The following is a 12,360-nucleotide window of genomic DNA, read 5'->3' as shown; positions in this document are numbered from 1 at the left end:
ACGCCGTCCCTGTGCCTCTGGACGGGCCGGGCAGCGGGCGGAGGCGTCTTGCTGGCTCATACCGGTCTCGCGGGCACCCGCCGGGCGACCGTCCTCGACGAGCATCTGACGGTGGACGCTGATGCCTGCGCCGACGCACGCGGGTTGGACTGCGCCGACGTGCTGCGTGGAAGCCGCCCGCGGTCGACCGCCGAGGCGGTGCGGTGGCTGGCGGAGGTCGGACCCGCCGGACCGGGGTGCCGCCTGGCCGCCGTACCGCTGACCGGCGGCGGCTGGGTGGCGCGCGGCGGTACTGGCCCGGACCTGATGGCCCTGCCCTGCCGGGTGCCACCGGAGCAATGGCTCTTCGCGTCCTGCCTGCACGCATGGCTGGTGGCGGGGCTCCCGCTGAGCGGTATGTTGGAGGCACGCCCGCGGATCACGTACCGCTCGGCGATTCCCTGAGTCGACGCGCGTCGGAGGGGCTGGTGACCTCGAACAGCGCAAGCGCCCGGGCGCGGAAGTTCCGTGCCGCCGTCTCTTCCCCGCGTTCCCGGGCGCTGTCTCCGAGCATCTCGAGAGTACGGGCCTGCCAGTGAGCAGCCCCGGATGAGGTAAACACCGTGAGGGCCTCTTCCATCGCCGACACGCCCACAACGTGTTCACCGGCGCGCGCACGGGCACGCCCCAAAAAGACCAGGGCGCGCGCCGCGTCATGGGGGTCGTTGACGGCCAGCAGACCAGCGCGCGCGTGCGTGAAGTACTCGACGGCCCGGCCAGTGTCGTCCTGGACGAGTGCGATCTCACCGAGGACGATCCTGGCCAGGTCCACACCGCGTGGGTAGCCGCAGGCTTCCCACAAGGTGATGGCCTGGTGGAGATACTCCACGGCAGCCACCATCCGCCCGGCCTCCCGGTGGCAGCCGCCGAGGCCCAGTAACGCCTGTCCCTCGTCACGTACATCGCCCGCCTCGCGCGCCGCCCGGCGGGACTCCTCGTACCACTCGGCCGCGTCGTCGACGCGACCGGCGGCACTCAGGCCGATGGCGCCGGAGTTGAGCATCTGGCGCTCGGCCTCGGCGTTACGGTCTCTTCGGGCCGCTTCCAGCCCGATCTCGTGAGCCTCGATCCACAGGTCGTAGTAGCGCAGCCGAAGGAAGACCGGCCACATAGCGTCCACGAGCTGCCAGGTCATCGCATGCCACTCGGATACCGCGGCAGCGCGTACCACCGCCATGAGGTTCATCCGGTGGGCATCGAGCCAGGCGAGCGCGCCCGGATCGTCAGTGAAGGGGATGGGAAGCCCGGAGGGGTGGGCCACGTCCCTGTCGAGGGTGAACTGCGCGGGTGTGATCAGCTTCTCCGCTTCGGTGGCCGTCTCCAGATACCAGTCGCAGACCCGCCGCAGTGCCTCCGCGCGAGTCGTAGCGCTCTCCTCCGCGATCGCTCGGCCGTGGGCGTGGACACGCACCAGGTCGTGGTGGCGGCAGATGCCCGGGCCGATGTCCTCCATCAGGTTGGCCTCGACGAGCTCGTCCAGTCGCGATTCCGCCCACGCAAGGGAGGCGGCGCAGGCCGCGGCGGCGCTTCTCGCGTCGAAGGTCCGCAAGGGCAGTGGGCCGAGCCTGCGGTAGAGGAGGGCGGCGCCCTCGGTGAGTACGGCGTAGGAGGCGTCCAGGGCGTTGCTCACTGTGGTCTCCCCTTCCACTTGCAGCGCGGCCAGCCGCTCGGTATCCCGGGTCAGGGCATCGGCCAGTGTTTTTACGGACTGTCGTGGCCTCGACGCCAGGCGCGCGGAGGCAAGGCAGACGGCAAGGGGCAATCCTGCACACAGCGCGACGACCTGGCGCGCCGCGTGCGGCTCGTTCGCAACGCGGTCGTCGCCGATCGCACGGCTGAGCAGCTCGGCCCCGGCGGCCGGTTCCAGCGCCTTCAGCTGGTGCATCGCCGCTCCATCCATGCGGAGGCCGGTCAGTCTGCGGCGGCTGGTGACCACAGTGAGGCCACCCGGTCCCGCGTGCAGCAGCGGGCGGACCTGCGCAGCGGTGAACGCGTTGTCCAGGACTACCGCGATCCGGGCATCAGCCGTCCAAGACCGCCACAGCGACGCCTTTTCGGCCATATCAGCGGGCACGGAGCCGGCACCGAGCGCCCGCAGGAACTGGCTCAGAATCTCGCCAGGGCTCGCGGGGCCCTCGGTGGAGTGCCCCCGCAGGTCGGCGTAGAGCTGTCCGTCGGGGAAGTCGGGCGCGAGCGAGTGCAGCCAGCTGCACACCAAAGTCGTCTTGCCGATACCAGCCGGGCCGCTGACCACGATCAGCGAGCGGGCCGGGCCGCCAGGCCCGCGGCCGGTCATCAGTCCATCCAGCGCCGTCAGATCGTCGCCGCGGCCGGTGAAGTGGGCTGGGACCGGCAGGAGCTGCCGGGGTGGCGGCACCGCAGCGGCCGCTCCAGTGTGCACATGGATGCCGCCGTGAACGTCGCGCGCCTGTACCGCAGGACCAAAAATCCGGGCCTGGCCGCCGATCAGATTCTCGTGGGCATCCCCGTGTGCCTGGCTCATCCGTCTGCCCCCCGGTCAGTCGGTTGCCGTTTGTGTGGATCAGCCCGGTTCTACCCTCGACGAGGCTTCGGCGATGCACCCAGGAACGCCCGATGACGTGATTCGGCCAGTGCGCCGCGAACGGCGTATGGCGGCTCTCGATGCCCCATGCCATGCTCACTGAAAAAGGACAGACCAGCGGGAGGACGCTGGTGGACATCCATTTACTCGGGCCGGTGGAGCTTCGGCTGGAGGGCCGGCAACTGAAGCTCGGTTCGGACAAGGAACGGGCTCTGCTGGCCGCTTTGGCTCTGGAAGTGGGCCGCCCCATTTCCATGAACGCGCTCCTGGAGCGGCTCTGGGACGGCAAGGCTCCACCACGCGCCCGCGAGAACGCACACACGTACATCTCGCGAGTTCGTAAGCATCTACGCCTCGCCGGCACCGGGCCGAGCGCCCCGCGCATCACCAGCCAGGCCCACACCTACGTGCTGAACACCGACCCCGACTCGGTCGACTTGAACCGCTTCCAACGCCTCACCGATCTGGCCGGAGCGGTGGCGACAAGCGGCGAGGACGAACGCGTCGTGGACCTCCTTACTCGCGCCGAACACCTCTGGCAGGGTGAGGCCCTGGCCGGACTCCCCGGCACCTGGGCCGAAACCGTACGCAGCACGCTCGCCGAGCGCCGTCTCCAGGCGACCATTTCCCGAATGGCGGCTCTGCACCGGCTCGGCCGTTTCGCGGACTCGATCGGGGAGCTGGCGGCCATGGTGCGCCACCACCCGGAGGACGAGACGCTGGCAGGCCAGCTGATGCTGGCTTACTACGGCAGCGGCCGATACACGGACGCCTTACGGGTGCATCAGCAGGCCCGCCGACTGCTGATGTCGGAATTCGGCTCACGGCCGGGGGACGAACTGGATCGACTACACCGCGGCATCCTTGACCGGACACCCGTGGACCGGCTCCTCCGAACCGCCGCAGCCGCGGCGTCCTCCGGGCCTTCTCCGGGGGACATTCCGCCGCGCAGCCTCCGCCACGCAATCTGCCGTACCAGCCCCCGCTCATCGGCAGGCGCTCCGAACTCGACGCCTTGATGGCGTCCATCGACACGGAGCCGGGGGAAGGGGCTGTGCTGACGCTGGAAACGGTCAGTGGCATGGCCGGGGTTGGCAAGACAGCGGTCGCGGTGGACACGGCTCGGACACTCGCTCCTCGATTCCCTGCCGGTCAGGTCTTCCTGGACTTGCGGGGCCACTCCCCGTCCCAGGAACCGCTGAGTCCGGGCACGGCCCTTGCCATGCTCCTGCGGCTGTTCGGCGCGCCCGCCGATTCGATCCCCGTCCGGTTGGACGAGTTGATCGCCCTGTGGCGGACCACCATCGCCGACCGCAGAGCCGTGATCGTGCTGGACGACGCGGCAGGGCCCGATCAGGTCGCACCGTTGCTGCCCGGCAATTCGCCGTGCCTGACCATCATCACCAGCCGTCGGCATCTGACGGGGCTTCCGCATGCGGTGCCACTTGCCCTGGACGTGCTGCCGACCGATGACGCGATCACCCTTTTCCGGAGTTTCGCAGGTGCGGCACGGACCCAGGACATCACAGAGACCGCCCGTATCGTGCGCCTATGCGGGCATTTGCCGCTTGCCATCGAATTGGTGGCCAACCGCTTCCGTTCCCGCCCCTCTTGGAGCCTGACCACCCTGGGGGAGCGCCTGGCGCGCAGCCCTGGCCCCCTCGGCGAGATCCGCAACGCAGATCAGGAGATTCTACGCGCCTTCTCACTTTCCTACCGGACCCTCGACGCCACGCAGCGCACCACGTTCCGGTGCCTGGGGCTGCATCCGGGCCCCGACTTCACGGCCGAATCGGCCGCCGCGCTACTCGACCTTCCCCACAAGGAAACCGAGCGGCTGATTGAATCCCTGCTGGAGTGTCATCTCCTCCGGGAACCTGCGCCCGACCGGTACCGGTTTCATGACCTGCTGGGGGAATACGCCCGGATGCTTGCTCTTGCGGAAGACAGCGCGCGGGAGCGCGAGCAGGCCCTGGAACGGCTCATCGCCTGGTACCTACGGAACGCGGAGCAGGCCGACCGAGTGGCGTACCCGCGGAGAATCCGGCTCGCGCCGAACGGTGCGCAGGAGCTTCCGGCCCTCTCCCACATGCCGAACACCCATGACGCGCGGGCCTGGTTCGCCGCCGAGTACGGCAACCTCCTGGCTGTCGAGCGCCACGCCCGCACCCACGACTCCCGGCCGTCCGCGGCCCGGCTCGCCCACGCCTTGGCGGGATTCCTGGAGTCCGAGTGTCACTGGCAGGACGCCATCGACATCCTCCAGTACGCCGCCGACCACTGGTCACGCACCGGCGACCAACCGGCCCAGTGCCACGCACTGCTCTGTCTCAGCTCCAACCACGCCAACACGGGCCGATATGCGCAGGCCGTGGAGGCGGGCGAGCGGGCACTGGAGATCGCGCGGGCGACCGGGGACCGGGAGGCGGAGTGGGAAGCATACCGGATTCTCGGGGTGATTCATTGGCATATAGGCGAGAATGAGACCGCCGTGGTGATGCACCAGAGAGCATTCGCGATCGGTATCGCGACCGGAAACGTCCTGAACCAGGCCAGATCTCGAAACAACACCGCGATATCCCTTCTCGCCCTCGGAGAACTGGAGCGCGCACTGGACCACTTCCAGAACGCGATATCCGGTTTCCGGTCCGCAGGCGATGAGGCCGGGGTTATTAGAACACTCAACAACGTAGGGGACCTGTACGCACACCGAGGTGACTACGTACAGGCCCGGAAGACTTTCGAGGAATTACTTCCCCTGACGGAGTCCACCGGAAATGCCTACACCCAGGCGATGGTGCGTACCAATTTGGCCGCGAATCTTGCCGAAACCGGCGAAATCGACCGGGCGCTGGCGCTCCACCATCGGGCATTGACGGAATTTCGCATACTCGGGGACAGAAAGAGCCAGGCGACGGCGTACAACGGGCTTGGGGAAGCGTACTTCAAGGAGGGCTCTGTTGACGCATCCATCGAGAACCACCTGAAGGCCCTGGACATCGCCCGCGACATCAGAACAAGCCAGGAAGTCACGCGCGCCCTGCGCGGGCTGGGTCAAAGCGAACTCGCCAGTGGCCGACTCGAGGCCGCGGCCGAGCACCTGGAAGCGGCCATAGCTGCCGCGAACAGGGCTAACGCCCGCGACGAGGAAGCCAGAGCGCAAGCGATCCTCGCCGAGGTACGCGCGACTACAGGTGATGCCATGGAAGCCAAGGAGCTGCTGCGGCGGGCAATTTCCACGCTACGCGGTCTGAACGATCGAGAAGCGAACAGATTGCACAAACTCCTAACCAGAATCGATCATGGAGAAACAGACTTTTGAACTGGCGAGTAAGTTAACCGTCGGTAGCACTTAGACTGGCAACCGAACACTTGTCCTTCGCTTTCCTGTTTTGATCTTTCACCTGACGATCAGTACTATCCTCGCCAGGGGTCGATCTTGGCGCCCCCACCGAATCCGCGAGGACAGGTGCAAAATTGAAAACCCGTACCGGCTGGCTTCGAGCAGTGACGTTTCTCTTGGCAGTTATGGCATGCATGCCGACTCTGCTCAGAGTATGGACATCTAGCAATCCGGTAACCCCGGCGAATGACATAAGTCAGCACAGTGTGGTGCGGCATACCGAAGACATCGCCGCCGTAACCATCGCCCACCGGGAATCCTCCACAGAGGACTAGGGTCGCCAGCTAGCCACGATGATTCAAGGCCCAGGTCACCGACCCGGGCCTCTCGTGCCGGTACCGTCGGACATGCGCTCCTGTCGGTGCTGCGGTTCTCTCCCCCGGCAAAAACCGCGCGCCGAAGGCGGCCTCGCGTCGTTAGGATCCGGCGCATGGCCACAGCCGACCACGCAGTCACCCATGTCCTCACGGGCTACCGGCCGAAGACCACCGCGGAATGCGTCGACCTCGAGCAGGTGCTCGGCGTTGTCGAGGCGGGCGACGCCCCCTGGGACCGGTCGACGCCTCTCCACATCACCGCATCCGCCCTGATCGTGCACCCCGACAGCGGCCGTGTGCTGCTGCGCTGGCACCAGCGCCAGCAGTCGTGGCTGCTGGTGGGCGGGCATGGCGACCCGGGCGAGTACGACCCGCTCGCCATCGCCCTGCGGGAGGGGCGGGAGGAGACGGGGCTGCCCGATCTGGCCCCGTGGCCGGATGCGGACGTACGGCATCTGGTGATCGTCCCGGTCCCCGCGAGCAGCCGGGAGCCGGCGCATGAACACGCCGATGTGCGCTATGTGCTGGCCACCAGCGTGCCCGAGGCGGTACGGCCGGAGAACCCGGACGCGCCGCTGCGCTGGCTGACGCCGGACGAGGCGCGGATGGCGATCACCGAGGCCAACGTTCTGGACACGCTGTCCCGGGTGGAGTCCCTGCTCGCGGGCTGATCCCCAAAGGCACTGATCCCGGGTATCCCCGAGGGCACGGCGCAGTGGTCAATTGTCCTGTGCCGTGCCCTGCGGGGTGCTGAACGCCTGGGCCACGGCGAGGCTGTCCTCGTAGACGTGGTGCCGGGTGACGAGGCCGCCTTCGAGGGTGAGATGCAGGGCGAACCGCGCACGATAGGCGCGTCCGGTGGCCCGGGCGGTCTGGCGGATCTCGCCCAGCACGACCGCGTCGTCACCGTCGACGAGGATGCGCTCGACCTCGGTGGCCGCCTGCTCGGGCACATGGTGGTGGGCCAGCTCCCGGAAGTGGGCGGCCACGTCCGCGCGGGTGGAGCGGTGGCGAATCCACGGGGTGGCGGGACGGCCGTGCTCGGCCTCCGGCCAGTCCAGCTTCCAGTCGCTGCGCTCGGCATACAGCTCGGCGATGCGCTCGGGGTCACCCTCGCCGATGCGGTGCAGCAGTTCCGCCACCAGGGCGCGGGTGGTCGTGGGTGCGGCCGAGGACATGGTGATCCCTCCAGATCGGAAGCCTTGCGGGAAGCGATCACCATGCTGCCGGGGGCCGCGGCGCGGTGCGATTACGTCCCAGGTAATGCCCCCCAAGGGAATGGGGTGCGGCCGACCGTTTTGTCCGGGGGGTCAAGCCCGGCCGGATCGATTCGACCCGAGCGCACGTGGCGGCCCCGGGCGGTGGCGTCCACTGTGGGACGGGTTGGCACAGCAGAGGAGCACTGGAGGAGCGGAGGGAGGATCGACGATGGCCGGTTCCACAACGTTCGATCGCGGGGAGTGGCGGACCACGCTCGATCAGGTCACGGCCGAGCACGAGGGGGAACTCGCCACCATCGAGGTGCTGGACCCGTCGGTCGGGCATCAGTACGAGGCCGAGCGGCTGCCCTTCTCCTCCCTCAGCTACGACCCGAAGGACGACACGGTGATCGGTGCCGTCGGCGGGAAGTCGCCCCGGTATCCGGTGGTGCTGCGGCACATGGTGTGGCATCCCACCGAGGTCGATGTCACTACGGAGGACATCCCGGAGGCGGCCGTCCGCGTCGTCGCGCCGGACGGGAGCACCACCTTGATCACCTTCTATCCGGAGGAGTCCGGGACGTAGGCGCCATCCTCCGGGTCGAGAGGTGGCCGTCTAGCGCCACAGGCCGCCTAGCGCCACAGGGAGATGGCCAGGCCGAGGCCGCCGAGGGCGATGGCGATCCGGAGCGGGGTTTCGGGCAGCCGGCGGACGACCAGGGGGCCGAGCCAGCTGCCGAGGAGGGCGCCGAGGCCGAGGGATACGGCGGCGGCCCAGTTCACGGGGGCGACGGCGACGTAGGCGACGGCCGCCGTCACATTGGCCGCGCCGGTCGCGATGTTCTTGACGGCGTTGGTGACCGGGAGGGGCTCCGTGGCGGAGAGCGAGAGCACCGCCAGCATCAGGACGCCCGAGGCCGCCCCGAAGTAGCCGCCGTAGAGGCCGACGAGCAGGACCGCGCAGGCGAGCGGGAGGGTGGGCCGGGCCGTGTGGGCGAGGGAGGGCGAGCGGGAGGCCACGAGCCGGCGGAGTGGATCGCGGACCAGGATCAGCACCGAGCCGAGGGCGATCAGCCACGGTACGACGGTCTCGAAGGCGGAGGACGGGGTTCCCAGCAGCAGGGCGGCCCCGACCGCGCCGCCCAGCGCCGCGATGACGCCGAGTCGGAGGAGACGGTCGCGCTGACCGCGGAGTTCGGCGCGGGATCCCGCCGCGGTGCCGACGGTGTTGGAGAACAGGGCCACCGTGTTGGTCACATTGGCGGCCACCGGCGGCAGGCCCACCGCGAGCAGTGCCGGATAGCTGAACAGCGAGGCCAACCCCGCGATCGAACCGGCGAGCCCGGAGGCCACCCCGGCCGACACCAGCAGCGCCGTCGAGTCGATGCCCATCCGTTCCCCTGTTCGCCGGCTCGGCGACGCCGCTGTTCCTTCTTCACGCCGGCGACGTCGCTTCATACTCCAGGGGTGCTGTCTCCTATGCAAGACAGCGTTCATGTATGTGGACTCAATTACTCCTGGGCCTACCAGGTCAGGGCGTCCTGCGCGGTCGTCTGCCAGTACGTGACCTGGGCGGCGCTGTCGATGTAGACCGAGCCGCCGGGCAGCTCGACGCTCGCGGGGTCCTCGCTGCCGTCGATGAACACCTCGAGCGAGTTGACGTCGCTGCCCTCCGAACCCGAGCCGTCCCCCGCGGAGGTGGTGATGCCCGCATAGGCGCTCTCGCCCGGGGCGAGCATGACGACGGACTGCGGCTGGCTGTCCTCGTTCACCGGGGTGGCGGACTGTGCGTTCTCGCCGAACTTCAGGCCGGGGTAGCCGACCAGCTTGCAGTCCACGCCGGCCCCGTTGGTCGCCTTGAGCAGCAGGTGGTTGATCGGGTTCTTGACCTTCTGGACGGAGAGGACCGTCTTGTTGATGTCGCAGTCGCCGATCGGCTCCTCGTCGGACCCTGCCCCGGCCTTCTGGGCCTGCGTCTTCGCGTCCTTGGCGTCCTTGGCGCCCCCGTCGCCCCCCTTGGCCGTCTTGTCCGCCGAGGCCGAGGCCGACGAGTTCGCCTTGCCCGCGTTGTCCGAACCTCCGTCTTCGCTACCGCCGCACGCCGCGGTCAGGCCGAGCGCGGCGACGGCCAGCATGGAGGCGGCGATGGTACGGACGGTGCGGCCGCGGCGGTAAGCGGTGACGTTCATGGTGGTTTCTCCTTATGGGTCGGATCGGCGGTCCGGCCGGTGTTCCTCTCCGGCCCTCGGTATGGCTATGAGCCTGCCGTGATCCGCTGGCGTAAAGCTGCCGCCGCAACGCCGTCCCGCTAACGCGCCACTAACGCAACCGCACGGCCCTCACCTCCAGTTGGCCGACCCGCCCGCTCGCCGGTCCGACCTTTTGTCCCCCCGCCGGCCGACGCTCCGCTGGTAACCGTTCCGCCACGCCCCGGGCCACCTGGTCCGCCGATGCACCCGCCGACCTAATCTAGGAGTCCGGTACGGCCGTTCAAGACGCGGAGACAGCGCGGGAAAGGGGATCGGCGATGCCGCTGGCCACCGGGGATCCGGAATCCATAGGCGGCTACGCCCTGGTCGACCGGCTGGGGTCGGGCGGCATGGGCGTCGTCTATCTCGGGCGTTCGGCGTCGGGGCGGCAGGTCGCGCTCAAGCTGGTCCACGAGCAGTACGCGCAGGACGAGGAGTTCCGGACCCGATTCCGGCAGGAGGTCGCGGCGGCGCGCCGGGTGAGCGGGGCGTTCACCGCCCCCGTCGTGGATGCCGATCCGGAAGCCGACCGGCCGTGGATGGCCACGCTGTATGTGCCGGGGCGCACCCTCTCCGAGGTCGTACGGAAGAACGGGCCTCTGGACGGGCACACCTTGCGGACGCTCGGCCTCGGGCTGGTCGAGGCGCTGCGCGAGATCCACCGGGCCGGGGTGGTGCACCGGGATCTGAAGCCCGCCAACATCCTGATGGCCGAGGACGGGCCGCGCGTCATCGACTTCGGCATCTCCCGCGCCGTCGACAGCCAGACGCTCACCGTCACCATCGGGCGGGTGCTCGGCACCCCGCCGTTCATGTCGCCGGAGCAGTTGCGCAGTCCGCGGGATGTCACGGCGGCGTCGGATGTGTTCTCGCTGGGGTCGCTGCTGGTGTTCGCGGCGCGGGGCAGCAGTCCGTTCGAGTCCGACAGCCCCTATCTGTCGGGCTACCAGGTGATGTACGAGCATCCGACGCTGGACGAGGTCCCGGCGCCGCTGCGGGGCATCGCCGAACGCTGTCTGGCCAAGGAGCCGGAGGCCCGGCCGAAGCTGGACGAACTGCACCATATGCTGCGTGCGCTGCCGGACTTCCCCGCGGCGGAGCGCTTCGAAACGGCCGGTGGTCCCGGGGCGGTCGGTGGTCCCGGGGCGGGCGGTAACCCCGGAGTCGCCGCCCCTGTACGTCCCCCCGCCCCCTCGGCCCACGCTCCCCAGCCCGGATCGCAGCCCGCTCCCCAGCCCCCCGGATCGCAGCCCCCCGGACCGGGGAGCACCGCACCGAGGCGGGGAGCTCGGCGGCGGCTCGTCGTCACCTCCGCCGGGGTGGCCCTGGCCGTCACCGGGCTGACCGTCGCGGCGGCGGTCTTCGCCCCGGACATGACGGAGTCGTCGGGCGACGCGTCCGCCGCCTCCGCCACCGCGCCGTCCCAGAAACCCGCCTCGCTCCCCAAGGGCTGGAAGCCGTGGCGGACGGATCTGCGGGTCGAGACCGAGGGGCCGCCCCTCGTCTACCAGCAGTCCGGATGTGTCCCGGACAACGGCCGGACCCTGTACTGCGGCGGAAACGGGTTCACCATCGCCAAGGTCGACGCCGCCACCGGCCGCGTCCTGTGGCGCTGGGGCACCCGCCCCCAGGCGGCGCGCCCGATCGGGGTGCGGGACGGAGTCGCCTACGCCTACAAGGCGTCGGAGGATGGCCACCGGTGGCTGGTGGCCCTGGACGCCGCCACCAAGCGACAGCGGTGGGAGCAGCGGATCAACGGCTCCGCGCCGGCGCAGCTGTTCCGCGGCGGGGTGCTGACGTTGTCGCCGGACGGCGGTCAGCTCGTCGCCTACGGGACGTCGGGTGAGCGTCTGTGGCAGTCGCCGGCGCCCCGGGGGAAGTACTGCGAGCCGACGGTGCTGGGCGGCGAACCGTACGGCCTGTGCTCACCGGTGTCCTCCAACGGCCTGGCCGCCGAGGGCCCGTACGAACTGCTGCGGTTCGACGTCTCCGACGGCAAGCAGCACGAACTCACCACTCTTCCGAAGAAGACGCTGACCATCGGCGCGGCCACGGGCAAGCCGCTGTTCCTGATCCCGCAGACCGCGAAGGAGGTGTACGACTCGGGGTACGAGCGCCCGTACACATCCATGCTCCGGGTGGATCCGAGCACCGGCGAGACCAAGCGGATCCCGCTGCGCCGCCCCGTGCTGGGTGAGCCGACCCTGCTGCGCGGTGTCGTCTACTTCGTCCGTGCCAACGGCACGGTCACCGCGGTGTCCGCGGACAGCGGCCGCGAGCTGTGGCAGCGGTCGACGGAGACGGAGAGCCTGTCCGCGCCCGTGCTGTCGAGGCGGTACGGGCAGTTGTACTTCTCCAACCGCTTCGGCCGGCTGCTGGCGCTGAACGTGGACGACGGCACGGAGGCGTGGCGCACGGCCGCGCTGGACAACCCCGGGACGGCGGCGCAGGACACGGAGCCGAGGGTGGTGCTCGTCCAGGACGCGATCGTGGGGACGGCCGGGGACACGGTGTTCTCCGTGCGCCCGGACCGTCCCTCGGCGCGGCCCCCGTCCTGATCGACGCGGCTGCGGTCGACACGGCTGCGGTC

Annotated in this window: 10 protein-coding genes; 6 read left to right on the top strand and 4 right to left on the bottom strand. The window is 69.5% G+C overall.

What is annotated here, in order from left to right:
• Positions 1-48 precede the first annotated feature (48 nt).
• Positions 49-444, top strand: coding sequence for a hypothetical protein (locus BLV72_RS17575; protein WP_093463366.1), 396 nt, complete (start codon positions 49-51; stop codon positions 442-444).
• Here the strand turns inward: BLV72_RS17575 and BLV72_RS17570 are convergent.
• The gene (locus BLV72_RS17570) at positions 419-2,542 is read right to left on the bottom strand and encodes an NB-ARC domain-containing protein (RefSeq protein ID WP_093463365.1); all 2,124 of its coding nucleotides are present in this window, start codon (positions 2,540-2,542) and stop codon (positions 419-421) included. The two genes, BLV72_RS17575 and BLV72_RS17570, sit on opposite strands and share 26 nt — an antisense overlap.
• A 140-nt stretch (positions 2,543-2,682) precedes the next feature.
• On the opposite strand from BLV72_RS17570, the gene BLV72_RS49905 reads away from it, so the two are divergent.
• The 3 genes from BLV72_RS49905 to BLV72_RS17560 all read left to right on the top strand — a co-directional run bounded on the left by BLV72_RS49905 (position 2,683) and on the right by BLV72_RS17560 (position 6,993).
• On the top strand, positions 2,683-3,621 hold the full coding sequence (locus BLV72_RS49905) for an AfsR/SARP family transcriptional regulator (RefSeq protein WP_244320810.1): 939 nt from the start codon (positions 2,683-2,685) through the stop codon (positions 3,619-3,621).
• Between the two features lie 35 nt (positions 3,622-3,656).
• Positions 3,657-5,924, top strand: a complete 2,268-nt coding sequence (locus BLV72_RS17565) for an ATP-binding protein (RefSeq protein ID WP_244320809.1) — start codon at positions 3,657-3,659, stop codon at positions 5,922-5,924.
• Positions 5,925-6,435: 511 nt separating this feature from the next.
• Positions 6,436-6,993, top strand: coding sequence for an NUDIX hydrolase (locus BLV72_RS17560; protein ID WP_093463363.1), 558 nt, complete (start codon positions 6,436-6,438; stop codon positions 6,991-6,993).
• Between the two features lie 48 nt (positions 6,994-7,041).
• Here the strand turns inward: BLV72_RS17560 and BLV72_RS17555 are convergent, their stop codons facing one another.
• Complete coding sequence (locus BLV72_RS17555) at positions 7,042-7,500, bottom strand: nuclear transport factor 2 family protein (protein ID WP_093463362.1); 459 nt, start codon at positions 7,498-7,500, stop codon at positions 7,042-7,044.
• A gap of 250 nt (positions 7,501-7,750) precedes the next feature.
• On the opposite strand from BLV72_RS17555, the gene BLV72_RS17550 reads away from it, so the two are divergent.
• Positions 7,751-8,107 (top strand): DUF5335 family protein, encoded by a 357-nt coding sequence (locus BLV72_RS17550; protein ID WP_093463360.1) that lies wholly within the window; start codon positions 7,751-7,753, stop codon positions 8,105-8,107.
• 47 nt (positions 8,108-8,154) lie between these two features.
• On the opposite strand, the gene BLV72_RS17545 is transcribed toward BLV72_RS17550, so the two are convergent.
• Both BLV72_RS17545 and BLV72_RS17540 read right to left on the bottom strand, forming a co-directional pair.
• Positions 8,155-8,913: a sulfite exporter TauE/SafE family protein gene (locus BLV72_RS17545; RefSeq protein ID WP_093463359.1), complete on the bottom strand. Its 759-nt coding sequence runs from the start codon at positions 8,911-8,913 to the stop codon at positions 8,155-8,157.
• 131 nt (positions 8,914-9,044) lie between these two features.
• On the bottom strand, positions 9,045-9,710 hold the full coding sequence (locus BLV72_RS17540; protein ID WP_093463357.1) for a DUF4232 domain-containing protein: 666 nt from the start codon (positions 9,708-9,710) through the stop codon (positions 9,045-9,047).
• 338 nt (positions 9,711-10,048) lie between these two features.
• Between BLV72_RS17540 and BLV72_RS17535 the strand changes: the two genes are divergently transcribed.
• Positions 10,049-12,328 carry a serine/threonine-protein kinase gene (locus tag BLV72_RS17535; protein ID WP_093463356.1) on the top strand — a complete coding sequence of 760 codons (2,280 nt, stop codon included), beginning with the start codon at positions 10,049-10,051 and terminating at the stop codon, positions 12,326-12,328.
• The last annotated feature ends 32 nt before the right edge of the window (positions 12,329-12,360 follow it).

This window comes from Streptomyces melanosporofaciens, from assembly GCF_900105695.1.
GTDB lineage: Bacteria > Actinomycetota > Actinomycetes > Streptomycetales > Streptomycetaceae > Streptomyces > Streptomyces antimycoticus.
This window is presented reverse-complemented; position numbering and strand designations above follow the sequence as displayed.